The 23,225-nt window shown below is 64.3% G+C and carries 24 protein-coding genes, 1 other RNA gene and 2 pseudogenes; 11 read left to right on the top strand and 16 right to left on the bottom strand.

Features of this window, described 5'->3' with window-relative positions; all coding sequences use genetic code 11:
• Positions 1-48: 48 nt before the first annotated feature.
• Positions 49-993, bottom strand: coding sequence for a tRNA (adenosine(37)-N6)-dimethylallyltransferase MiaA (gene miaA / locus RFN30_RS14585; RefSeq protein WP_320262821.1), 945 nt, complete (start codon positions 991-993; stop codon positions 49-51).
• Here miaA and serB point away from each other — a divergent pair.
• The gene (serB, locus tag RFN30_RS14580) at positions 983-1,870 is read left to right on the top strand and encodes a phosphoserine phosphatase SerB (RefSeq protein ID WP_320262777.1); all 888 of its coding nucleotides are present in this window, start codon (positions 983-985) and stop codon (positions 1,868-1,870) included. The genes miaA and serB overlap by 11 nt on opposite strands.
• Complete coding sequence (locus RFN30_RS14575) at positions 1,867-2,439, top strand: GNAT family N-acetyltransferase (protein WP_320262776.1); 573 nt, start codon at positions 1,867-1,869, stop codon at positions 2,437-2,439. The genes serB and RFN30_RS14575 overlap by 4 nt, the downstream gene beginning before the upstream one ends.
• A gap of 40 nt (positions 2,440-2,479) precedes the next feature.
• Here RFN30_RS14575 and RFN30_RS14570 read toward each other — a convergent pair whose 3' ends face one another.
• The 6 genes from RFN30_RS14570 to RFN30_RS14545 form a co-directional block, all read right to left on the bottom strand.
• Positions 2,480-3,994 carry a DegQ family serine endoprotease gene (locus RFN30_RS14570; RefSeq protein WP_320262775.1) on the bottom strand — a complete coding sequence of 505 codons (1,515 nt, stop codon included), beginning with the start codon at positions 3,992-3,994 and terminating at the stop codon, positions 2,480-2,482.
• A 146-nt stretch (positions 3,995-4,140) separates the two neighbouring features.
• Positions 4,141-4,326 carry a DUF2065 domain-containing protein gene (locus RFN30_RS14565; RefSeq protein ID WP_320262774.1) on the bottom strand — a complete coding sequence of 62 codons (186 nt, stop codon included), beginning with the start codon at positions 4,324-4,326 and terminating at the stop codon, positions 4,141-4,143.
• A gap of 6 nt (positions 4,327-4,332) precedes the next feature.
• Positions 4,333-5,274, bottom strand: a complete 942-nt coding sequence (gene hflC / locus RFN30_RS14560) for a protease modulator HflC (protein WP_320262773.1) — start codon at positions 5,272-5,274, stop codon at positions 4,333-4,335.
• Positions 5,274-6,371, bottom strand: coding sequence for an FtsH protease activity modulator HflK (hflK, locus tag RFN30_RS14555; RefSeq protein WP_320262772.1), 1,098 nt, complete (start codon positions 6,369-6,371; stop codon positions 5,274-5,276). Before hflK ends, hflC begins: the two co-directional genes overlap by 1 nt.
• Before the next feature lie 245 nt (positions 6,372-6,616).
• On the bottom strand, positions 6,617-7,135 hold the full coding sequence (locus RFN30_RS14550; protein WP_320262771.1) for a dihydrofolate reductase: 519 nt from the start codon (positions 7,133-7,135) through the stop codon (positions 6,617-6,619).
• Positions 7,135-8,148 (bottom strand): DUF4424 domain-containing protein, encoded by a 1,014-nt coding sequence (locus RFN30_RS14545; RefSeq protein ID WP_320262770.1) that lies wholly within the window; start codon positions 8,146-8,148, stop codon positions 7,135-7,137. Before RFN30_RS14545 ends, RFN30_RS14550 begins: the two co-directional genes overlap by 1 nt.
• A gap of 192 nt (positions 8,149-8,340) precedes the next feature.
• Between RFN30_RS14545 and cobF the strand changes: the two genes are divergently transcribed.
• Positions 8,341-9,105: a precorrin-6A synthase (deacetylating) gene (cobF, locus tag RFN30_RS14540; protein WP_320262769.1), complete on the top strand. Its 765-nt coding sequence runs from the start codon at positions 8,341-8,343 to the stop codon at positions 9,103-9,105.
• Positions 9,106-9,167: 62 nt separating this feature from the next.
• Here the strand turns inward: cobF and RFN30_RS14535 are convergent, their stop codons facing one another.
• From RFN30_RS14535 to modA, 4 genes are all read right to left on the bottom strand, one after another.
• Entirely contained in the window at positions 9,168-9,509 is a 342-nt protein-coding gene (locus RFN30_RS14535; RefSeq protein WP_095783782.1) for a winged helix-turn-helix domain-containing protein, read from the bottom strand.
• 85 nt (positions 9,510-9,594) lie between these two features.
• The gene (modC, locus tag RFN30_RS14530) at positions 9,595-10,707 is read right to left on the bottom strand and encodes a molybdenum ABC transporter ATP-binding protein (RefSeq protein WP_320262768.1); all 1,113 of its coding nucleotides are present in this window, start codon (positions 10,705-10,707) and stop codon (positions 9,595-9,597) included.
• The gene (modB, locus tag RFN30_RS14525) at positions 10,704-11,408 is read right to left on the bottom strand and encodes a molybdate ABC transporter permease subunit (RefSeq protein ID WP_320262767.1); all 705 of its coding nucleotides are present in this window, start codon (positions 11,406-11,408) and stop codon (positions 10,704-10,706) included. The genes modC and modB overlap by 4 nt, the downstream gene beginning before the upstream one ends.
• Positions 11,409-11,427: 19 nt before the next feature.
• The gene (gene modA / locus RFN30_RS14520; RefSeq protein ID WP_320262766.1) at positions 11,428-12,222 is read right to left on the bottom strand and encodes a molybdate ABC transporter substrate-binding protein; all 795 of its coding nucleotides are present in this window, start codon (positions 12,220-12,222) and stop codon (positions 11,428-11,430) included.
• Positions 12,223-12,381: 159 nt separating this feature from the next.
• On the opposite strand from modA, the gene RFN30_RS14515 reads away from it, so the two are divergent.
• Positions 12,382-12,588, top strand: a complete 207-nt coding sequence (locus RFN30_RS14515) for a TOBE domain-containing protein (RefSeq protein ID WP_320262765.1) — start codon at positions 12,382-12,384, stop codon at positions 12,586-12,588.
• 37 nt (positions 12,589-12,625) lie between these two features.
• On the opposite strand, the gene RFN30_RS14510 is transcribed toward RFN30_RS14515, so the two are convergent.
• On the bottom strand, positions 12,626-13,420 hold the full coding sequence (locus tag RFN30_RS14510) for a thymidylate synthase (protein ID WP_320262764.1): 795 nt from the start codon (positions 13,418-13,420) through the stop codon (positions 12,626-12,628).
• A 143-nt stretch (positions 13,421-13,563) separates the two neighbouring features.
• Positions 13,564-13,875 carry a DUF2853 family protein gene (locus RFN30_RS14505; RefSeq protein WP_320262763.1) on the bottom strand — a complete coding sequence of 104 codons (312 nt, stop codon included), beginning with the start codon at positions 13,873-13,875 and terminating at the stop codon, positions 13,564-13,566.
• A gap of 169 nt (positions 13,876-14,044) precedes the next feature.
• On the opposite strand from RFN30_RS14505, the gene ssrA reads away from it, so the two are divergent.
• Together ssrA and RFN30_RS14495 are read left to right on the top strand one after the other, a co-directional pair.
• Positions 14,045-14,405: a transfer-messenger RNA gene (gene ssrA / locus RFN30_RS14500) on the top strand.
• 103 nt (positions 14,406-14,508) lie between these two features.
• Positions 14,509-15,065, top strand: a pseudogene (locus tag RFN30_RS14495) (AAA family ATPase).
• A 44-nt stretch (positions 15,066-15,109) separates the two neighbouring features.
• On the opposite strand, the gene RFN30_RS14490 reads toward RFN30_RS14495, so the two are convergent.
• On the bottom strand, positions 15,110-16,315 hold the full coding sequence (locus tag RFN30_RS14490) for a multidrug effflux MFS transporter (protein ID WP_320262762.1): 1,206 nt from the start codon (positions 16,313-16,315) through the stop codon (positions 15,110-15,112).
• Positions 16,316-16,544: 229 nt separating this feature from the next.
• Here RFN30_RS14490 and RFN30_RS14485 point away from each other — a divergent pair, with 229 nt between their 5' ends.
• The 4 genes from RFN30_RS14485 to RFN30_RS14470 all read left to right on the top strand — a co-directional run bounded on the left by RFN30_RS14485 (position 16,545) and on the right by RFN30_RS14470 (position 18,322).
• A complete protein-coding gene (locus tag RFN30_RS14485) occupies positions 16,545-17,228 on the top strand; it encodes a TetR/AcrR family transcriptional regulator (RefSeq protein WP_320262761.1) in 684 nt (227 codons plus the stop codon).
• Between the two features lie 117 nt (positions 17,229-17,345).
• A complete protein-coding gene (locus tag RFN30_RS14480; RefSeq protein ID WP_320262760.1) occupies positions 17,346-17,879 on the top strand; it encodes an SspB family protein in 534 nt (177 codons plus the stop codon).
• An 8-nt stretch (positions 17,880-17,887) separates the two neighbouring features.
• Positions 17,888-18,085, top strand: a complete 198-nt coding sequence (locus RFN30_RS14475; RefSeq protein ID WP_320262759.1) for a DUF4169 family protein — start codon at positions 17,888-17,890, stop codon at positions 18,083-18,085.
• A 9-nt stretch (positions 18,086-18,094) separates the two neighbouring features.
• Entirely contained in the window at positions 18,095-18,322 is a 228-nt protein-coding gene (locus RFN30_RS14470; RefSeq protein WP_292112422.1) for a ribbon-helix-helix domain-containing protein, read from the top strand.
• A 94-nt stretch (positions 18,323-18,416) separates the two neighbouring features.
• On the opposite strand, the gene RFN30_RS14465 is transcribed toward RFN30_RS14470, so the two are convergent.
• Positions 18,417-18,623, bottom strand: a complete 207-nt coding sequence (locus RFN30_RS14465; protein ID WP_320262758.1) for a hypothetical protein — start codon at positions 18,621-18,623, stop codon at positions 18,417-18,419.
• A 187-nt stretch (positions 18,624-18,810) separates the two neighbouring features.
• On the opposite strand from RFN30_RS14465, the pseudogene RFN30_RS32395 reads away from it, so the two are divergent.
• A pseudogene (locus RFN30_RS32395) lies at positions 18,811-18,912 on the top strand (MarR family transcriptional regulator); the annotation flags it as partial.
• 52 nt (positions 18,913-18,964) lie between these two features.
• Here RFN30_RS32395 and RFN30_RS14460 read toward each other — a convergent pair.
• Positions 18,965-23,062, bottom strand: a complete 4,098-nt coding sequence (locus tag RFN30_RS14460; RefSeq protein WP_320262757.1) for an AsmA family protein — start codon at positions 23,060-23,062, stop codon at positions 18,965-18,967.
• Between the last annotated feature and the right edge of the window lie 163 nt (positions 23,063-23,225).

The following is a 23,225-nucleotide window of genomic DNA, read 5'->3' as shown; positions in this document are numbered from 1 at the left end:
GGGAAGCTGCGCTGATTTCTTTAAGCCCCTGATTGAATTAGCAATCTGTCAATCAGAGACTGACGGGCCATCGCCTGGGCGGAGTCTTTGCCACTCCGGTCCCAGCTGGTGTCTGAACCAGGTCGCCTGACGCTTGGCATATTGGCGCGTGGCGATCTTGGCGCGCTCGATCGCCTCCGCGAAGCTCATCTCCCCGGCCAACGCGGCCTGCAGCTCTCGAACCCCGATCGCCTTCATCGCCGGCAGGTTCGGAGCAAGGTCGAGCGCCATCAGCTGCCTGACCTCGTCGAGCGCGCCCTTGTCGATCATCCGGTCGAACCGCGCCTCGATGCGTGCGACGAGATCGCCGCGATCCGGCTCGATCACCAGGAAGCGCGTGCTGTCGCGGTCGATAAGCGGCCGGCCGCGCGCCGCCTGCCAGTCAAGGATCGATCGTCCCGACGCGTCGAGCACCTCGAGCGCCCGCACGATGCGCTGGCCGTCGGTCGGCCTGAGCTGCATGGCGACGGCCGAGTCTTCACGCATCAGAATGCGGTGCAGCCGATCGGCCCCTTGTTCCTTGAGCTCGTAGCGCCAGCGCTCGCGCACCGATGGCGGAATGTCCGGCATATCCGAGATGCCTTCGGCTAGAGCGCGAAAATAGAGCCCGGTGCCGCCGACGAAGACGGCCGGCCGCCCGGACAAAGCGCCTTCCTCGATCAGCCGGGTGACGTCGCGCAGCCAGGCGCCGGTGGAGTAGGCTGTCGAGGGATGCACATGGCCGTAGAGGAAATGCGGCACGCGCGCCGTTTCATCTGCGCTTGGACGCGCCGTCAGCACGTCGAGCACCGAATAGCCCTGCATGGAATCGGCGTTGACGATGACGCCACCCTGGCGCTCGGCAAGATCGAGCGCCAACGCCGACTTGCCGCTGGCGGTCGGCCCGGCTATCAGGATCGCGTTCTTCACGCGGCCTTCGCCCGCCCGTCTGCCGGAATTTTCGATGCCGCTGATCGCCACGCTTGTATCCCGTCCCAAAGACCGTCGAGTGTCGGCCTCGCTTGCGAATATGGCCTCGCGGGCCGCCGGCGCAAGCGCCCTTCACTGGCTGGCGGAAGATGTCGCTTGTGATCTGGTTCTGCCGGAGACGCACGACATCGGTGAATTGACGGCCAATCTGCGCGCGGCATTGGCCTCCGAACCGGTCGATATCATCGTCCAGCCGGCCGAAGGCAGGAAGAAGAAGATCCTGCTTGCCGACATGGATTCGACCATGATCGACCAGGAATGCATCGACGAGCTCGCCGACGAGATCGGCGTCAAGGAGCATGTTGCTGCGATCACGGCGCGGTCGATGAATGGCGAGATTGCGTTCGAGCCCGCCTTGCGCGAGCGCGTCGCCTTGCTGAAAGGCCTCGACACGGCGGTGGTCGACCGCATCATCGCCAACCGCCTGACGCTGGCCGCCGGCGGCCGCGCGCTGGTGCAGACGATGCGCGCCAACGGCGCGTGGACGGCGCTCGTCTCCGGCGGCTTCGACGTCTTCACCAGCCGCATCGCCGCGCTGCTCGGCTTCCAGGAGAACCGCGCCAACCGGCTGATCGAGGAAAACGGCAGGTTCACCGGCACGGTGGCCGAACCGATCCTCGGCCGCGCTGCCAAAGCCGAGGCGCTGCTCGACATTGCGGCAAGGTTCGGCTTGACGACTGAGGATGCAGTTGCCGTGGGCGACGGCGCCAACGACCTCGACATGATCCGCCTGGCCGGCACCGGCGTCGCCCTGCACGCCAAACCGGCGGTGGCGGAGCAGGCACGGATCCGCATCGATCATGGCGACCTGACGGCGCTGCTCTACCTCCAAGGCTATCGCCGGGAGGAATTCGTGCAATGAAGCCGATCCGCACCGAGCGCCTCATCCTGCGCAACTGGGAGGAGCGCGACCGCGCGCTTTTCCATCGCATCAACTCCGACGAGCGCGTGATGGAATTCTTCCCGTTCCGCCGCGACCGCGCGACAGCCGACGCCATGATGGACGAATTCCGCGGCTGGATCGAGGAGGATGGCTACGGCTTCGCCGCCGCCGAGATCGCGGCCACCGGCGAATGCATCGGCTTCGTCGGTCTCCTGGATACGGATGATGTGCCATCGCTGCCGGCCGGCACGATCGAGATCGGCTGGCGGCTGGCGCCCGAATTCTGGGGCAAGGGCTATGTCACCGAGGCGGCCGAAGCCTGGCTCGCTTACGGGTTCGAAACGCTGGACGTCGACGAAATCGTCTCCTTCGCCGTCGCTGAAAATCACCGCTCCATCGCCGTCATGAAGCGGCTAGGCATGCGCGCCGACCCGGACGCGGATTTCGACCACCCGTCGGTTCCGGACAGCCACCCACATCTTAAGCGGCACGTCCTCTACAGACTGTCGCGCTTGGACTGGCAGGCACGAAAAAGGGCGGCCCGCTAGCCGCCCTTTTGTTGGAACCCAGTTGGACGATTTCCCGACTCTAATCCATCCGGATCGTCACGAAGCGCAGCTCGCCGGTTTTCGAGGCCAGCATCAGCAGCGCGTTCTTGCGGCCCTGCTCCTTCAGCGCGCCGATCCGATCCATGACGTCCTTCGGCGTGCCGACCGATTCCTGCGCGATCTCGGTGATCACCTCGCCGGGCTGGATGCCGCGCTCGGCGGCGGCAGAGTCCTTGGCGACGTCGGTAATGACCACGCCCGACACATCGGCCGCGATGCCGAACTTCTGCCTGGTCTGGTCGTTGAGCTCGCCGACGGTCATGCCGAGCACCGAGGCCGTGGACACCGGAGCCCCCTTGTCGCCCTTGTCCTGGTCGGTATTGCCGTTCTCGCCGCTGGCCAGCTTCTCGCCGTCCTCGAGCCGGCCAAGCGTCACCTTCACGGTCTGCTCGACGCCCTTGCGCACGATGACGACGTCGACCGCCTTGCCGACCGGGCTTTCCGCGACCACGCGCGGCAGGTCGCGCATCTCGTGAATGTCCTTGCCGTCGAACTTGATGATGACGTCGCCGGCCTGCACCGAACCGTTGTCAACCGGACCGCCCTTGATGACGCCGGCCACCAGCGCGCCCTTGGCCGTCGCCATGCCGAGGCTTTCTGCGATGTCGTCCGTCACCGGCTGGATGCGCACGCCAAGCCAGCCGCGCCGCGTTTCGCCGAACTGGCGAAGCTGGTCGACGACGCCCGCCGCAAGCTGCGAGGGAATGGAGAAGCCGATGCCGATCGAACCGCCGGACGGCGAGATGATCGCCGTGTTGATGCCGATGACCTCGCCGTTGCTGTTGAACAGCGGACCGCCGGAATTGCCGCGATTGATGGCGGCGTCCGTCTGGATGAAGTCGTCATAGGGGCCGGAATTGATGTCGCGGTTCCGCGCCGAGATGATGCCGACCGTGACCGTGCCGCCGAGGCCGAACGGATTGCCGATCGCCATCACCCAGTCGCCGACGCGCATCTTGGTGGAATCGCCGAACTTCACCGCCGTCAATTTGTGACCCTTCGGATCGACCTTCAGCACCGCGACGTCGGTCTTTGTATCGGTGCCGACGAGCGTCGCCTTCAGCGTCACGCCGTCGGAGAAATTGACCTCGATGTCGTCTGCGTCGGCGATGACGTGATTGTTGGTCACCACGATGCCCTGCTCGGCGTCGATGACGAAGCCGGAGCCCAGCGACTGCACCTTCTGCCCGCCGCCGCCCTTGTCGCCGCCGCGGTTCTTGAAGAAGTCGTCGAAAAAGTCCTGGAAGGGCGAGCCTTCGGGAAGTTGCGGCATCGGCACCGCGCCCGGCCCTTCCGTGCCTTTCACCGTTTGCGAGGTCGAGATGTTGACCACCGCGCCGAGCAGGCGTTCTGCGAGATCGGCGACCGAAGGCGGCCCGTCGGATGCGATCGTGGGCGTGACGAAGGACGGGACGGCAATCATGCCGACGACGAATGCGGTAGCGCCGGCGAAAAATGTGCGCCGCGCCGCGCGCAACAGGGTGTCGGATATCATCGTGGCCTCCCGGCGTTTCTAGAAAAGGAAAAGCGCTTCCGCAAAGGCGCCTGTCCAATCCATGTTGGCAAGAAATAAGGCACGTTTGCGGCTATAGCTATCGGCGCAAGATAAATCGTCAATCGCTTCGGCACCAAGGAATTTCGTCAGCCGCGGACCAGCCAGACGATGCCGACGCCGACGGCGATCGCAACCAGCCCGCCGATCCGCAGCACATTCTCAGGCGTTGACAGCACTTCCGCCGCGAGTTTCCGCGCCAAAGCCGGAAACCCGCCATAGACCAGCCCCTCGATCACGAGGACCAGGCCGATTGCCGCCAGGAAATCCTGCACTGCCCGCTACTGAGCGGTGCTGGATTGCGGCGCCGGCGCGGCCGGCGCAGTCGGCTGCCCGGCCACAGGCTTGCTGGCCGGGTCGCGGAAATAGCGGAAGAACTCGGACTCGGGCGACAGCACCATGGTCGTTCCGGTGTTGTCCAGCGCGGTGCCATAGGCATTCATCGAGCGATAGAAGTCGAAGAAGGCCGGATCGCGCTTGTAGGCATCCGCGAAGGTGGCGCTGCGCTGCGCTTCGCCTTCACCGCGCAGGATTTCCGATTCCTTCTGGGCTTCGGCGACGATCTCGACGACTTCGCGGTCGGCCCGAGCCCTGATGCGTTGCGCCGCCTCGTTGCCGCGCGCTCTCAGCCGCTCGGCTTCAGCCAGACGCTCGGCCTTCATGCGGTCGTAGGTCTGCTGCGAGACTTCCGCCGTCAGATCCGTCCGGCGGATGCGCACATCCTCGATGTCGAGGCCGAGCGACGTCGCATCCGGGCGGAGCTGGTCGCGCACCTCGCGCATCATGACGCCGCGCTCCTCGGAAAGTGCTGCCTCGAAGTCGCGCAGACCATAGACGCGGCGCAGTGCTGCATCGAGGCGCGTCTTCAATCGCGCTTCGGCGAGTTCCACCTGGCCAGATACCGCCGCGCGGAAGGTGCGCGGATCGGAGATGCGGTAGGCGATGAAGGCATCGACCTCGTAGAACTTGCCGCCGGAGACCTGGACGCGGATGTTGTCGAGGTCGAAGCGCATCACTTTTTTCTCGATCGTCTGAACGCTGTCGGCATCGAAGAAGGCGAATGGCGCCTTGAAGTAGATGCCCGGCTCGGTCTTGACGTCGATGATCTCGCCGAACCTCAGCACGATCGCCTGCTCGCCCGCCTTGACGACGAACACCGACGAATAGAGCAGGAACAGAAGGACGGCCGCGATGACCGCGATGATGGGAAGACGGTTGGCCATCACTGGTTACCTCCCAGCACCGGCGCCGGCGGCACCTTCGGCTGCAGTGCCGGCAATGGCAGATACGGAAGCACACCTTGCCCGTTGCCCTGCTCGACGACGACCTTGTTCGAGTCCTTCAGGATCCGCTCCATCGTTTCCAGATAAAGCCGCTTGCGCGTCACGTCGGGCGCCTTGGCGTATTCGTTGTAGACGGAGATGAAGCGCTGCGCCTCACCTTCGGCTTCCTGCACGACGCGGTTCTTGTAGGCGGCGGCATCCTCGCGGATCTGTGCCGCCTGGCCGCGCGCCTGGCCGAGCTTCTGGTTGGAATACTGATTGGCCTGCTCGACGAACTTGTCCTCGTCCTGCTCGGCGCGCTGCACCTCGTCGAAGGCATCGGCGACCTCGCGCGGCGGCGCCGCATCCTCGATGGAGATTGCGTTGACTTGCAGACCGGTCTTGTAGCCGTCGAGCGTGTTCTGGACGATCTCACGCACCGAAGTGGCGATACCCTGGCGATCGTCGCGGAAAATATCCTGCGCCGGGCGACGGCCGACGACCTCGCGCATGGCGCTTTCGGCCACCTGCGTCAGCATGCCATCGGGATCGGAGACATCGAAGAGGTAGGCCCTTGGATCGGAAACCTGATAGGCGACCGAGAACTGCACGTTGACGATGTTCTGGTCGCCGGAGAGCATCAGCCCGGAACCGCTGCTCGATCCGCCGCCGATGCTGACGAGCTGCTCGGAGATCTTGGCCGTTTCGACCGTTTCAACCGGCCACCAGTGGAAATGCAGGCCGGGCTGCGAGAGTTCTGCCTTGGGCTTGCCGAAGCGCAATTCGACAGCAACCTCGTCAGGCTGCACGGTATAGATCGCCTTGAAGGCCCAAAGCACGACGAGCGCGAGCGCGATCAGGCCGAGAACCGCGGGGCTGGCGCCGCCGCCGCCCGGAAGCGCGCGCCGCAGCCTGTCCTGGCCGCGGCGGATAATGTCCTCGAGATCGGGAGGCGAGCCCGGCGGGCCGCTCGGGCCTTTCGGTCCCTGCCCCCAGGGCCCCTGGTTGCCGCCGCCGCCCCATGGGCCGCCGCCACCGCTCTTGTCGTTCCAGGGCATGAATGTCCTTTCGCTTCGGTTCCCTCGGGCCTTGCGGCGCAATCCTAGCGCATGACCTCGAAAACCGGTACCGGTTTTCGGAAGGAATCATGCGCCAAATCAAAGTTTTACAGCAGCCTTTTGCGGGTCCAGTTGGACGCGCGGCGCTGTACTGTCGTTCTTCTATAGGGACGCCGTGACGCGCTTTCAACGCGCTCTGCCGCCCGCGCCATCCGATTTGGGCCGGCAGCGACCCTTTGTCATCGTCACTGACCGCTGCGGCGGCGCTCGTAGACGATATAGCGTGTCGCGTGGCTGTCCTTTTCGCCGGCCGGGAAATCCTCGGATCGCACGATCCGCCACACAGCCGGGTCGATCGGCGGAAAATGCGCGTCACCATCGACCGCGGCCAGCACATGGGTGACATGGAGACGATCGGCGAGCGGCAAGGCCTGGGCATAAATCTCGCCGCCGCCGACCACGCAGATCTCGTCGGCTCCCGCCATGCAGCGGCCGCGCGCCTTGGCCAGCGTGATCGCTTCGTCGAGCGAATGGGCGACTTCGATGCCCTCGGCGCGCCAGTCCCTGGCGCGCGTCACCACGATGTTGAGCCTGCCGGGCAGCGGCCGGCCGATGCCTTCATAGGTCTTGCGACCCATGATGATCGGCTTGCCCATCGTGTCGGCCTTGAAGCGCTTCAGATCGCTGGAAAGCCGCCACGGTAGCCCACCCTCGCGTCCGATCACGCCGTTCTCTGCAATGGCGACGTAGATCGCGATGTCCATCAGCCGCCGTTCCCGCCATTGTCCGACGGCTCGAGCAGCAGGATGTCGATATCGCGCTCCGGATAAAAATCCTTGGCCGTCATCTCGAACGTCGTCGGGCCGACCTTGCGGACGTTGTCTCCGCAGAACGAAACCAGATTCTTGGCGCTGCCCTTGTCGATGGTGAGTTTGAAATTGCCGATACTGCCGGACGCCCAGTTGCCGCCCGTAGTCAGGATATAAGCGATGCGGCTTTCGAAATATTTGGGATAGCCGTCGGGATTTTCCTTCGCTGCCTTGCGCACCGCGCTCTCGAAGGCGCCGTCCATGCAGTAGCGGGTCTTGTAGGTGTCGTACTGCCCCTGGAACTTGCCATCGTAATAGAAGCTGACCGATGACGTGCCGCCGACGCTGGGCTTATAGCGGTGCGAGACATGAACTTCCTTGTTGGCCGGGAAGGTCGAACGCCACCAATAGGTCGAGCGCAATTGCCAGAACGGGGCGTAGGCGGTTTGCATGCCCGAGCCGTCATCGGCGGTGTCCTCGATGACGATGCCGCGGTTTTCCCAATCCTCGGCGACATCCTTGGGCAGTTTCGCCAGCGCCGCCTTGGCGGCGTCGCCGAACGGATAGAGCGGCACGTTCTGCGCCTTGAGGTCGGCGGTGATGTCGATGCCCAGGGCAAACGCCTTCTGTTCGAGCTGCGGCTTGGCGTCGACGCCGTCGATCGTCACCTCGAAGCCGAGGAAATTGTCGCTCTGCGCTTCGGGAAGCGCCGGCATCTCGTTCGGATCGCCCTCGATGTCGGGCATCGGGAAGGCGACGATGGCGCTGACGTCCTTGTCGGTGTTGTTGCGGAAGACGTAGTCGACGGTCACCTTCTCCTGCGAGATGAAAAGGTTCTCGCTTTCCATGGCGACGGCGTCGCTGCGTGACAGGATCAGCCCGCCGGTGCCGAGTTCGGCGACGGAATCGTTGGCCAAAGCCGGCGCGGCAAAAACAGCTAACGCTGCGGCGAGGATAGTGCGGAACATGAATCCCCCTCTCGACGGCAATACCGGGACCACCCCGATGCGCGCTTCCATCTAGAGCAATTCCACGAAAAGTAGCTAGGGCAGTTCAGCGTTTCTGCCAAACGAAAGACTGCAGGTTTCAAAGTCGTTTGCGTTCTGGCCGCCTGCGCCCCGTCTGGACACCGGCCGCCCGATCGGGCAGGAGAAGCGCTCATGCGCAAGCTTCTCGTCATCGGCATCGGCGCCGGAAATCCCGATCACATGACCGTCCAGGCCATCAACGGCCTGAACCGGGCCGACGTGCTGTTCATTCCCGACAAGGGCGCGAGCAAGAGCGATCTAGCGGAACTCCGCCGGCAGATCTGCGACCGCTTCGTCACCAACCCTAAATCGCGCCGCGTCGAGTTCGACGTGCCGGTTCGCGCCGAGCCGGCGCCGTCCTATCGCGCGACGGTCGACGACTGGCACGAGGCGATCGCCGAGATCTATGAGGGGCTAATCCGCGACGAGCTTGCCGAAGACGGCTGCGGCGCTTTCCTGATCTGGGGCGACCCTTCGCTCTATGACAGCGCGCTGCGCATCCTCGAACGCGTGCGCCTCAGAGGCAATGTCGCTTTCGAGCTCGAGGTCATTCCTGGCATCACCGCCATCCAGGCGCTGGCAGCCAGCCACGCGACGGCGCTGAACCGTATCGGCGATTCGATCCTGGTCACCACCGGCCGCCGGCTGACCGAAGAAGGGCTGCCGGCAAACGCCGCAACCACGGTTGTCATGCTCGACGGCAAATGCGCCTTCAACACGCTGGCCGATCAGGATGTCTTCATCCAGTGGGGCGCCTATCTCGGCACGCCGGACGAGATCATCCTCTCCGGCCGGCTCGGCGATGTCGGCGCCGAGATCGAAAAGGTCCGGGAGGAAGCCCGGCGGAAAAAGGGCTGGATCATGGACACCTATCTGCTGAGGAAGCCGGGGGATTAGGCAGTAGGGCGATTGGCAGTCGTTGATTTCGTGCTCGTCGAGCAACTCCAGGACATCACTGCCTACCCAGTATCGATCTCCGCCTGCAAAGCCTGCATATGCACGGCGGCCGCTGATGCGGCGGCGCGCTCTATGGCCCTGAAGCGACTGACGACGGCGAGGCCTACCGCGGTCAATTGCGCGCCGCCGCCTTTCCTGCCGCCGGTCTGCGCCGCGACCAGCGGCTTGCCGAACACCCGGTTCATGTCCTCGACCAGGTCCCAGGCGTGCTTGTAGGACATCTCCATGCCGCGCGCCGCGGCCGAGATCGAGCCGAAGGCGGCGATCTGTTCCAGAAGCTCGATCTTGCCCGGGCCAATTCGTCCGTCGGGATCGAGATTTATCCGCAGGCTCAGCGATGGCATCTCTCGTTCTCCGCGATCATGTCGAGATTACCCCCTCCGCCGCCATATCGCTATTCCAAAGCAACATAGCGATATTGCCCTTTCGTCAACCATCGGCCTCTACCGGCAATCCGAGCCCCGTCGTCGTATCGTCGAAGCTCACCGTCTTGATCACCGCGAAGACCTTGCGGCCGAGCGCGAGGCGCAGGCTGTGTTTCGATTGCTCGGTGATGCGCGCCAGCACGATCGCGCCGTTGCAGTCGATGGCGATCTCCACTGTGGGTCCGATGCCCGGCCTGACCGCGGCAATCGTCCCCGCCAATATGTTGAGCGCGCTGAGGCCCGCTGGCTGCTCGGTCGCGATCATGACGTCGCGGGCGCGAATGCGGAGCCGCACCAGAGCTCCCGCCGGCCGCGGAAGGCGCGGCACGCGGATCTCGCCGGCCGGCGAGCCGAGCACCGTCATGCCGAAAGCCTCGTCATGACGCAGCACCCTGGCGTCGAGCACAGCGCCGCCCTCGCCGCGTTCCTCCGCCGGCAAAAGGTCGAGCCGCTGCATGATCGCCTCGGTCGAGCCGAAAGCCGCGACCTTGCCTTGTGAAAGCACCACCACATCGCTCGCCAGCCGCGCCACCTCGGCAACGGAATGGCTGACATAGGCGATCGGGATCTTCGTCTTGTCGCGCAGCCGCTCGATATAGGGCAGGATCTCGGCCTTGCGCGCTTCGTCGAGCGAGGCGAGCGGCTCGTCCATAAGAAGCAGCTTCGGGCTGGCGAGCAGCGCACGCCCGATCGCCACGCGCTGCTTTTCGCCGCCGGACAGTTTCGCCGGACGCCGGTCGAGCAGATGGCCGATGCCAAGCAGGTCGACCACCGCGTCGATATTGGCGTAGCGCTCGGAAGGCGGCGTGAACCAGCGGCCATAGCGCAGATTGCCGGCAACGCTCATATGCGGGAAGAGCCGCGCGTCCTGGAACACCATGCCGATCCGCCGCTTGTGCATCGGCACGAAGATGCCGGCAGCGGTGTCGACAAGCACGCGGCCATCGACCACGATGCGCCCCTTCTGCGGCCGGATCAGCCCGGCGATCAGGTTGATCAGCGTCGACTTGCCCGAACCCGAGGGCCCGAACAGCGCCGTCAGCCGGCCGGCGCTTTCGAAATTCGCTTCGATCGCGAAATCGCCGAGGCGATGGCTGATGTCGATGGAGAGCGTCATTCGATGTCCATCCGCCGGCCGACCCGCCGCGCAAGGACTTCCGAAGCCACCAGCGCGACCATGGAGATGACGATCGAGATCAGCGTCAGTCTGATCGCCCCCGCATCGCCGCCCGGCACCTGCGTGAAGGTGTAGATCGCCGAGGGCAGCGTCTGCGTCTCGTTGGGGATGTTGGAGACGAAGGTGATGGTGGCGCCGAACTCGCCCATCGCCTTGGCGAAGGAGAGGATCGCGCCGGCGATCAGCCCGGGCAGGATCAACGGCAGCGTGATGGTTGCGAACACCCAAAGCGGGTTGGCGCCGAGCGTGCCGGCGGCGGCCTCCATCTTGCGGTCGACCGCCTCGATCGACAGGCGGATCGCCCGCACCATCAGCGGAAAACCCATCACCCCGCAGGCGAGCGCCGCACCCGTCCAGCGAAACGAAAAGACGATGCCGAGATGCTCTGCCAGGAAGGCGCCGGCGGGTCCACGCCTGCCGAAGGTGAGCAAGAGCAGGTAGCCCGTCACCACCGGCGGCAGGATGAGCGGCAGATGCACCAGTCCGTTGAGCAGGGTCTTGCCCCAGAACCGACCGCGGGCCAACAGCAGCGCGATCAATATGCCCGGCGGCAGGCTGGCGATCATCGCCACCGTCGCCACCTTGATCGACAGCCGGACCGCATTCCATTCGTCGGGAGTGAGGTCCAGCAGCCAATTCATATGCGGTATAAGGTCTTTCTCAGTTGCTCGGCGCGAGCACCGTAAAACCCTGTTCCTTGAAGAGCGCGGCGGCCTTGGCCGACTCGACGCACTTCAGGAAGGCAGCCGCATCCTTGTCCTTCGAATTCGCCGTCTGGGCAATCGGGTAGATGATCGGCGGGTGCGAATCCTCGGGGAAGGTTCCGACGACCTTCACGCCCTTTTCGGCATGCGCGTCGGTGGCGTAGACGATGCCGAGCGCGGCCTCGCCCGTCGACACCAGCTTGAGGGCTGCGCGCACATTCTCGGCCTGCGCGACCTTGCCTTCGACCGAGGACCAGACGCCCAACGATTCCAGCGCCGCCTTGCCGTATTTGCCGGCCGGCACCGCCTTGACATCACCAATTGCGAGCCTGCCGTCGCCGATGAGCTTGGCGAGATCGAAACCCTTTTCGATCTTAGCTTCGACCTTGGAATCCTTCGGCGCCACCAGCACGATCTGGTTGCCGAGCAGCTTCACTTCGGTGTCCGGCTTGATCAGCTTCTTGTCGGAAAGATACTTCATCCAGTCGAGGTCCGCCGAGACGAAGACATCGGCCGGCGCGCCGCCTTCGATCTGCTTGGCCAGCGCCGAGCTTGCCGCGTAGGAAATAGTGGCGGCCTCGCCCACCTCCGGCTCGCAGGCCTTGTTGACCGCGTCGAGCGCGTCCTTGAGGCTTGCCGCGGCGAACACGACCACCTTGTCGTCGGCATGAGCCGCCGGCACGGCCGCCATCAGCGCTGCCGTCAATCCGCCGATGGCGACCGCCTTCAGCCCAAAGCCCTTGCCCGCCATGAAACCTCTCCCTGTTTGAAAATCCGTTCGGCCCAATGCCTTTGATCGATATATCCGGATGAACATAACAAGGGAAGGCTTTTTAGCCTCGACACCATTGTACGGCATGGCTCTCCCAGCCTACGATGAAGCCCGCTCGATACAGCGAAGGAGAGGCATATGAAGATCAGCGCCCGCAACATCCTCAAGGGTAACGTGACGGAAATCGTGAAGGGAGCGACCACCTCGCATGTCAGGATCGACATCGGCGGCGTCATCGTCACCGCTTCGATCACCAACGAAGCGGTTGCCGATCTGCAGCTGGAAAAGGGCAAGCAGGCCTATGCGGTGATCAAGGCGTCCGACGTCATGGTCGGTATCGACTGACGATAGTTGAGTGCACTGGCAACGGCCGAACCTGGCCTTACACCGCGATCGGCGCCTTGATGGTTGCGTCGGCAAAATAGTTTTCGAGGCGGAAATCCTCGAAGCGGAAGGCAAAAAGATCCTTCACCTCCGGGTTGATCCACATCGTCGGCAGCGGCTTCGGCGCGCGCCGCAGCTGCTCGCGCGCCTGCTCGAAATGGTTCGAGTAGAGATGCGCGTCGCCAAGCGTGTGGACGAAGTCGCCGGGCTTCAGACCGGTCACCTGTGCCACCATCAGCGTCAGCAAGGCATAGGACGCGACGTTGAACGGCACGCCGAGGAAGATATCGCCGGAGCGCTGGTAGAGCTGGCAGGAGAGCCGGCCTTCCGAGACATAGAACTGGAACAGGCAGTGGCAGGGCGGCAACGCCATTGCCTCCACTTCGGCCGGATTCCAGGCCGAAACGATCAGCCGGCGCGAATTGGGATTCTTGCGTATCTCCTTGAGAAGGCCAGCGATCTGGTCGATCTCGCCGCCATGCCCATCCGGCCACGAGCGCCACTGCTTGCCGTAGACAGGGCCGAGATCGCCGTTCTCGTCAGCCCATTCGTCCCAGATGGTGACGCCGTTGTCGTTGAGATATTTGATGTTGGTGTCCCCGGCCAGGAACCACAGAAGCTCGTGGATGATCGACTTCAGGTGCAGCTTCTTGGTGGTGGTGACGGGGAAACCGCGCGAAAGGTCGAAGCGCATCTGGTAGCCGAACACCGAGCGCGTGCCGGTGCCGGTGCGGTCGCCCCGGTCGGCGCCGTTTTCCAGCACGTGCTTCAACAGGTCGAGATATTGGCGCATCGGCTCCGCCTTGATTCGGATGACAAGCGATCATAACCGACTGGCTGCCAGTCGAATACCGTCAAGCCTGTTACAAATGTGGATCGCGCGCCCGTAATTCCACGGCGCCGGCACGATCCCGTGCCGGCCGCCGACGGGATGCCTTAGAGGGAGCCGAGCTTGCCCAGGTCCTTCGCCACCAAATAGTAGAAGGTCACGCGGCTCTTGGTGTTGTCGGCGGCCATCGCCTTGCAGGTCTTCTCGATCGAGGCGTCTGCCTTCTTGGCGTCGGCGACGCCGAGCTTCTTGCCGACCCAGTTCTCCCGGACGCGCTCGAGTTCCTTCGGGTCCGTGCAGGAGACCAGCGAGGAATCGCGGTTCCGGAGCGCTATGCCCAAATGCTTGACGATCTTGTCCACCGCGTCGGCGCTGGCGCCGGCATCGTATTTCTTCACATCCGCAAGATAGTCGGCCATCGAAATTCCCCTCGTCGGCGCCACGGATCCGGTGGATGAGGCGTGTGGCGCGCCGCGCAACCTGTGCGCTAGGTCAGAGATTCCTCATCGCCGGCGGAGCTTCGATTGTGTAAGGGCGCAAGTCAACCCTCGGCTGTCGAGTTTGGGCGCGGGGGACAAGTGCCGGTTTGGCCTTTCATTTTCCACCGTCGGTCCCTATATTCGCTTCGTCGGCTTGGCCGACTATGGCGATAAACAGGCGATGAAATAAGCCGTTCGGACCCGGGGGCGGTACCCGGCGCCTCCACCAAAAACCGCTCTGGATGACGGAGCGGCTTTTGCTGGGGGCGAAATAGGATCGACGAAGGTGTAAAGATCGTACTTTTGCCCGGCATTGTACCACCGTCATCGGGCTAAACTTATAGTTGCCAACGACAACTATGCGGAAGCTCGTCTCGCCGCTTAATGCGGTGCGAACGCTTCAAATCAAGCCCTAGAGGTTCGCACTTCTAGGCGGGGTTCGGAGGTACCTGGCAACAGAAACCTCCACCTTCTCCCCCTCTTTGCTTCCTTCCCAATTCAACCGAACGGCCGAGGCTCGTCCGGCGCGTTATGCGCCGTCTGCCTTGCGGTTGCTCAGCCATGGAAAAAATCATGCAGAACGATCCCGATCGATTCTTCGTGCTGACCGGCGGTCCCGGCTCCGGCAAGACCACACTGATCGAAGCGCTGAAGGCCGCAGGCTTCGCGACGGCGCCCGAGGCAGGACGCGGCATCATCCGCGATCAGATGGCGATCGGCGGCCCTGCCCTGCCCTGGCAGGACCGGGCGCTTTTTGCCGAGCTGATGTTTTCATGGGAGCTGCGCTCCTGGCACGCCGCGCACGGCGAACCCAGCCCCGTTTTCTTCGATCGCGGCGGGCCGGACGTGATCGGCTATCTCAGGCTCTGCGGCCTGCCGGTGCCTGATCGCATCAAAAGCGCGGCGACCAAATTCCGCTATGCCCGCCGCGTCTTCATCGCGCCGCCATGGCCGGAGATTTCACTCAGGACGAAGAGAGGAAACAGACCCTCGACGAGGCCGAGCGCACCTTCCAATCGGTGGCCGAGGCTTACGCCGAACTCGGCTACGACCTTGTGCCCTTGCCGCTTGCACCGGTCGAGGAACGCGTGCGCTTCGTCCTCGATGCAGCCGGATTGTCGCGGGCATGAAAAAGGCCGGGCAAACCCGGCCTTTTTGGATCTTTCGTGAGTTCTTACTCCGCCGGCGCTTCAACCGCTTCGCGAGCGCGGCCGAGTGTCATCTTGGCCAGAGTGAAGGAGATCACCGCGCAAAGCGTGATACCGGCAACCATCGGCAACGGCGTGCCATCGAAGAAGAGGCCAGCGACGCCCATCGCCAACGCGCCGATGGCGAAGTGCAGCGTGCCCATCAGCGCCGAGGCCGTGCCGGCGATCTCGCCATGCTCTTCCATGGCTAGCACGGAAGTGGTCGGGATGACCAGGCCGAGGAAGCCGTAGCCGACGAAGAGCAGCGCCGCCATCACGTCGAGGCGGTCAACGCCGGACGCCATGATCGCGAACAGCGCCACCATCACCGTGGCATATCCGGTCACCGCCACCCACACGACGCGCTTCAAACCGAAGCGGTCCGCCAGCATCCCGGTCAGCTGCGACATGCCGATGAAGGCGACCGCATTGATCGAGAAGAACACGCTGTAGACCGACGGCGACAGGCCGTAATGGTCGATCAGGATGAAGGACGAGCTAGACAGGTAGACGAAGAAGCTCGCAATGCCGAAGCCGGCGATCGCCACCAGGCCGAGGAAGTTGCGGTCGCCCATCAGGTAGCGGTAGCCCGCCAGCGCCGTGCCGAAGGACGAATTGGCGCGCTCCTCCACCGACCGCGTCTCCTTGAGCGAGGTCGCGAGCAGGACGGTGGCAAGGGCCGCGGCGCCCGTCACGGTCCAGAAGACCGCGCGCCAGCCGAAGCTCTCGATGATCTGGCTGCCGGTCAGCGGCGCCAGAATGGGCGACACCGAGAACACCAGCATCAGGAGCGACATCAGCTTGGCGGCCTCGTTGCCGGTGTGCAGGTCGCGCACGATGGCCCGCGGAATGGCCATGCCGGCGCTGGCGCCGAGCCCTTGCAGGAAACGGAAGGCGATCAGCCACTCGATATTGGGCGCCATTGCCGAGCCGACGCCGCCCACCATGAACAGCGCGAGGCCGGCATAAAGCGGCAGCTTGCGCCCGGCCATGTCGGAGATCGGCCCGACCACGATCTGGCCGAAACCCATCGACAGGAAGAAGATCAAGAGGCTCATCTGCACGGCAGCCGTGCCGGCATTGAGGTCCTCCCCGATCGAGGGCAGCGCGGGAAGATACATATCGATGGCGAAAGGGCCGATTGCGGACAACAAGCCGAGCACGACCGCAATGCGGAGGAATTTGGGACTCATGATAGGGTTCTTTCGGATCTGGTTGCCGCCGGGGTCCGGCGTCTACCAAGGACGTTCCATCCCGTGGGAATGCGACATCCAAGAGCGAATTCATTCGTCTCTTCAAAGCGAACTTGTTCGTCTTTTCGGAGCGAATCTATTCGTCTCTCGTGGAGCGGACTCCCCTTGTTGTGTCCACAAATTTAGACAGACTTGTCCAATTCGTCAATCACCGCTATATAGATTTTTTATGAAGCTCGGCGTTTCTCCTGACACTTTCCCGCCACGCAGCCATGAGGCCAAGCGCATATCGGTGGTCGATGCCGCCGCTTCGGTTTTCTGCAGGGAAGGTTATGCCGGCGCCAATATCGACCTGATCGCGGCCGAGGCCGGCGTTTCGCGCCAGACCGTCTACAATCACCATGGCGACAAGGAAAAGCTCTTCATGGCCGTCGTGCGCGACCTGACGGAGCGCTGCAATGCCGGCATCTTTGCCACCATTGCCACCTTCCCCGACCGGCCCACTGATCTCGAATCCGACCTTGTCGCGTTTGCGGTGCGCATGAACCGCAACTGCATCTGCAACCGCGACGGCCGGTTCCTGCGCAAGCTGATCCAGGCCGAGGGCGAACGCTATCCGGAGCTTTTTGCCGAGTGGCGCGAACAGGGACCGGGTCGCACCTGGTCGGCGCTTGCCGCCCGCTTCGCGCGGCTTGCCTATGCCGGGCACTTGTCGATCGACGATCCGGACGTGGCGGCGCGCCAGTTCCTCGCGCTCGTCAACGCCGAATTGCAGACTACCTTCATGCTCGGCGGCATGCCGACAGAGGAAGAGGTATTGCGGTCCGCGACCAATGGCGTGCGCACCTTCCTGGCCGCCTTCGGCCGGCGGAAAGCGCCAGCCGCCCGGCAGGCCGCCCTCGCCCACGCCTGAGCGATCAAATCGCCGCCGCCCCCTCTTGGCCTTAGCTTTCGGCGCCTATATGCGGTTTACGCCGCGCTCAAGCTTGATTACAGCTATGCGGACGATTCAACGGAACCCGACCGTCACATGGCCGACGACCACATCCGCTACGACATTCTGGCCCAGGAGGCATTGCGCGGCGTCATGCGCAAGGTCCTGGCCGAAGTCGCGCGCACCGGCCTTCCTGGCAACCATCATTTCTTCATCACCTTCCTGACCGGCGCGCCGGGCGTGCGCATTTCCTCGCGGCTGCGCGAGCGCTATCCGGAGCAGATGACCATCGTCATCCAGTTCCAGTACTGGGACCTGAAGGTGACCGACACCGGTTTCGAGGTGGGCTTGTCCTTCTCTGACGTGCCTGAAAAGCTCGAGATCCCCTTCTCCGCCGTGCGCGGTTTCTACGACCCTTCGGTGAATTTCGAGCTCGAGTTCGACGTCAAGGCCGAAGGCAGTGTGGAAGACGACGATGCCGCGCCGGCCTCGGAGCCGGTTGCCGTCGTATCCGAGAAGAAGCCGGAATCGAAGAAGAAGGCTGCCGAGGCCGAGAAGAAGCCGGCTGTCGCCGACACTGGCAGCAAGAGCGCCGACGTGGTCTCGCTCGACGCCTTCCGCAAGAAGTGAACCGGGAAATGGGCGAGGTCGTCAATCTCCGCCAGGCCCGCAAGCAGAAAGCGCGCATCGAGAAGGAACGCCTGGCCGGCGAGAACCGAGCATTGCACGGCCGCTCCAAGGCCGAGCGGGAGCGTGACAGGCTGTCGTCCGACAGGGCGGAAAAATTCATGGACGGCCATCGCCGCGAAAAGCTCGGCGATCCGGACGGACGCTGAGCGCCTCCGATGGCCGCAGTCGAAAAGCGCTCGGTGACGATCCGCGGCCACCGCACCAGCTTTTCCCTGGAGCAACCTTTCTACGATGACCTCGTCACGATCGCGGCGCAGCGCTCGATCTCGCTGGCGGCCCTTGTCGCCGAGATCGACGAGACGCGAACACGCGACGCCAACCTCTCCTCCGCGCTGAGGCTCTACGTGCTGGCCTGGGCAAAGCGTGGCGGCAAGGCGCCTTGAAAGGTCCCCGGAGCAATTCCACCAAAAACGCGTAGCGGTTTTCCGTCCGGAATTGCGTAAAGAAAATAGTTCGAGCGACACGGCCATCCGCTAGTCAGTGAAGGCGGGCAAGCCTGACCAGTGCAAAAAGAAAGTTGCCTAATTGACTGATCCCCAGCCAATCACCAACGACACCATCCCGCGAATTCTGCATATTGTTCTCATCGAAATTCGTGCGACCGATAATCTCGATAAAGCTCGAATGCTTGCTGACGCGCTCCACAATGCGCCAAGCTTGATTGCTTCTGGCTGTGAGCCGCAAGACACTTGGACAAGCGTCCTCTCCACCGCACATCGGCTTGAGATTGAGCCTTATATCACTTCGCTGCTGAGACACGTTCGATCGCAGCAAAATTCAAACTGAGACACTACCAGCCTCCATCAAAGGCTGAACCGGCTGTGACGCTCTGCTGCGCCTTGCGCTTGGCGCCGAAGCTGAGCACGCACTCGCCGATGACCGCCTGGCCGAATTGTCGGCCGCCCATCTCGACGAGCTTTCGCGCATCGAGCCCATGCTCAAGCGCCTGCTCTTTCGTCAGGAGCCGTCCTGAAAGACAAGGCAGCCCGGTCGATGCCCAGGCCCACGGCTTCGGTGGATGAGCCTCAACCGCCGTCCAGCGATTTCAGCAGATTCTCGATTGTGAAGGGGTTCGCCTTGGGTTTCGGCAGCTCCGGAGCGGAACTGTCATTGACGCCGGGAAGCGACCGGTCGACCTTTGGTGCCTGCTCGGCCGCCTTGCGCTCGGCTTCCAGTCTCGCCTGCTCGGCCTTCCTGCGATCGGCTTCCAGTCTCGCCTGCTCGGCCTTCCTGCGATCGGCTTCCAGCCTTGCCTGCTCCGCCTTCTTGCGATCGGCCTCGGCCTGGGCCTTTGCCGCTTCATCGGCTGCCTGCTGTTCGGCCCTGGCCTTCGCGTCGGCCTCGGCCTGGGCCTTCGCATCAGCTTCCGCCTTGGCGCGCGCCTCGGCCTCGGCCTGAACCTTGGCATCGGCTTCTGCTTTTGCTCTTGCCTCTTCTTCCGCCTTGGCTTTCGCCTCCTCTTCCGCTTTGGCTTGTGCCGCCGCTTCCGCTTCTGCCTTGGCCTCCGCCTCTGCCTTGGCTTGTGCCTCCGCCTCTGCCTTCGCTTGCGCCTCCGCCTCGGCTTTCGCCCTGGCCTCAGCCTCGGCCTTCTGCCGCGCCTCTTCCTCTTGCCGGCGCAGTTCCTCGGCCACGCGCTCGCGCTCGGTCTGCAGCGCCGCGTAGTAGCGCACCTCGCGCCGCAGCCTCTGCTTCTCGAGCAGTTCCGCCTGCATCGCCTCGACCCGCTGCTGCTCCTTCTCCAGCGCGCGCTGGGTCAGGAACTGCGCCAGCGGCGCGCTGTCGAACTGGGGCGCCGTTGCCCCGAGCGGGCCGGCAAGGCTGAAATTCACCGCCGGCTCGGAGCCGACCAGCGCCTCGTCGCCGGGACGATAGGTGATAGCACCCTTGGCGGTCACCGTGCTCGCATCGAGGTCGGCGGTGACGTCCGCCGACAGCGTCGCCGCCGGATTGTCGAGGCTGATCGGCGGCGCCCGCAGCGTGCCGTTGGCAACGGTGAAGGCGATGTCGGCGTCTCCTGCCGTGAAACTGCCGTCACCGGCGATCTGCGGTGCGAAACCGGCGGTCTTGGCGGCATCGATGTCGCGCCCGATCGCATCGGCCTTGGCGATGATGGCGGCAAAGGCATCGGGATTGATGCCGCCGACGGTCAGCCCCTTGAGCGCCGCCGTGCCGGACCCGGACAGGGCGGCAACCATGGCATCGACGGACTTGCCGCTGGTCGACAGCGCCGCCGAAATGTCGCCGCTGCCGCTGATACCGGCGTCCGGCAGCACTGCGGAAAGATCGCTGCCGGCCAGCTTCAACTGACCCGAAAACAAGCCGGTGCCGTCTGTGTTCTTGAGTTCGAACAGGCCGGTCAGCGCCCCGCCATGGAGCTTGGCCTTGAGGTCCGAGACATGGATGCCTTCCCGGTCGAGCTTCAGCGTCAGCGCCGCGTCATGGGCGGTGGCGAACGGTCCGGCGGCAAGGGCTTCCGTGTTGAGGTCGAGATCGGCGCTGAACGGCAGGGTCGACTTCTGGCTGAATGGCGTCGTCGGCCAGCCGCGCTTGGCGGAAGCGAAGGACTGGTCACCGAACAGCGACACCGCCAGCGGATCGAGGTCGAGCTCGTCGAGCGCCAGCGCGCCGGCAAGATGCGGCAGCCCGTCCTTCATGTCGACATTGACGTCGCCCGACACCGCCGCCTTGTTGATGGCGCCGCTCAGCCCGCTCAACACCAGGAGCCCATTGCCGAAATCGGCATCGGCGGCAAGCGATGCCGACGTGCCGGTGCCCATGCCCGGCAGCCCGACACCGGTCGTCATCAGCCACGGCTCGATATCAGCAGCGTCGAGATTGATCTTGCCCTTGGCGGTGGCGCCTTGCTGCGTCTCGGCGACGGTCCCGTCGAAGCTCGCCCGGAAATCGTCGGCCGTGAGATTGAAGCTGGTCGCCAGACCGCCGCCCAGCGAGCCCTTCGCCGAGAGGTCGGTGGTCGCCTGTCCGAGCATGCCGAGCGGCAGCGCCGGCAGCCCATAAAGCGCAAGCAGCGTGGCGGCGTTTTCGTTGCGAGCGTTGAAGGTCAGCGCTACCGGCGCCTCCAGAAGCCGATCCGCCGTGCCCTTGCCCGAGAGCGAGGCCGAAAAAGCGGAGCCGCCGGCCTTGCCTTGCGCGGAGAGCGCGAGCCCCGTGGTGCCGTCGCCATTGTCGGCAGCACTTGTCACAAGGTCGACACGGGCGTCCTGGAACAATTCGGGATAGGCGGCCGCACGGGTGGCCAGGCCCTTCAGAACCTGATTGTCCGGATAATGCTGAGCCGCGACATCGACGAGCGGCTTGAGATCCACGGCCACGACGGATGCGTCGAGCTTGCCCGTCGGGCTTTCCGGAAAGTCCTTGATGCGCCCAGTGGCGCTGATCGAGGCGCCGGCAAGCCCGCCGACCGAGAGCCGGTCGATTTCGAGCAGGCCCTCACGCAGCCGCAACGCCGTATCCACCGTGTCGGCGGTCAGCCCGCCGGCGCTGACCGGGCCCGCCTTGATCTGGAAATCGAGGTCGCGATCCGAGAAACGGTTGGCGCCCTTGTCGCTGACGAAGATCGAGGCGAAGGCCGCCAACCCGTCGACATCGAGCTCGCCGCCTTCCAATCGCATCAGCACCGAGGGCCTGGCGCCGTCGGGCTGGCTGGAATCGATGCTGCCCGAGAACTTCGCCTTGCCGAGGATGAGTTCGAGATCGCTGAAGGACTGCCGGTTCTCGCTGAGATCGACCTTGGCCTTGAAGCCCGCCGCCGGCAGGCGGCGGATCGCGTCGTCGACATCCTTCGACAGCCAGGCGGCGAAACCGGAGGGCTGTCCGACGGCAAGCAGCAGCGAGCCCGTGAAGCCGAAATGGTCCTCGACGCTCAGCATGCCGTCGGCCTCGAGCGTTGCCCGGCCCGGCAGCGTCGCGGCAAGCGACTTCACCGACCAGCCGCCTTCGACCGGCTCCGCCGACAGCCGCACGTCACGCACCGTCGTGTCGCCCGCCACCACCGCCGGCAGCCTGACCTCGACCGTGCCCGGTATCGTCGGCTTCGGCATGTGCTGAAGCGTCTGCTCGAAAGCCGCAATGCGCTGATCGAGCGTCAGCCCGGCTCCGGCGGATGCGCCCACCGCCTCGTCGAACTGCACCTGCGCACCACTCGCTTCGATCGAAAAATGCGGCTTGAGGCCGAGATCGACCGAAGCCTTGCCGTCGGCGGTGTAGGGATTGTCGAGCGGCCCGGTCTCGAAGCGGAATTCGTCGACGCCGAGTTCCTGGTGGTCGAGCGCGAACTTGCCGTTGAGGCGGAAGCCAGGGTCCGGCTTGCCGGTGCTGACCTTTACAGGTTCGCCGTCGGTGCCGCGCAATTCGGCCGAGTTCCTGTCCGCTCCAGAGACCTTGAACTGACCGGAATAGACCGCCGCGCCCTTGATGATGCCGGCATTGCCGTCGGTCTCGATGATGAGCGGATAGGCATCCGGATCGGCCTTCACCCTGAGCCGCATCCGGCCGTCGGCTTCCACCCTGCCGGTGGAGGCAGAGACGTCCGTACGCAGGCCGTCGAAGCGCAGCGTGCCGTCCATCCGCCATGGGCCGGCAAGCGACTTGGCCGAAACGGTCGAGTTGATCTCGGAGATAAAATGGCTGCGCCCGCCGGCCGCATGGCGCAGTTCGATCTGGCCTTCTGTAACCGTCAGCTTCTCGATCGCGATCTGGCCCGCATCGAAGGGTGTCGACGGCCGGATGGCCCAGTCGACCGTGCCGTCGCCGGCGACGTCGATCGTCGCCTTCGGATGCACCAGCCGCATGTCGAAGATCAGCAGCTCGCCGCGCAGGAAAGGCGCAAGCTCCGCATCCATGGAGAAGGTCTCCATCGTCATCGCCGGCTGGCCGCCAGGGCCGCCGGCGACCTCGACATTGGAGAAGGTCACCGAGGGGAACGGCAAAAGCCGCGCGGTCGCATCGCCTTTCACCGTCACCTTGCGGCCGAGGATGGTGCTCGCCTCGCGCTCGAAATCGGCGCGGTACCCGGTCCAGTCGATGAAATACGGCACCACCAGCGCCGCGCACAGCACCAGCACGAACAGCCCACCGAAGATCACGAACAGGCGTGCGAGCATTTTCTCCCCGGATTGAAAGTCAGCCGCACTCTACCCGCATCCGCGTGTCGATAAAGAGGCAATTCGGCCCGATTCGCCCGCCGATCCGGGGTAACGGCCGTTGTTGCGGAACCGCTCGCGGTCGCGATATCCTTTTGGAACGCACCTGCCGCAAGCGGCCACG

It is taken from the genome of Mesorhizobium dulcispinae, assembly GCF_033977345.1.
Classification (GTDB): Bacteria; Pseudomonadota; Alphaproteobacteria; order Rhizobiales; family Rhizobiaceae; genus Mesorhizobium; species Mesorhizobium dulcispinae.
Note: the sequence above shows the minus strand (reverse complement) of the source record. Positions and strands in the feature narration are given on the sequence as shown.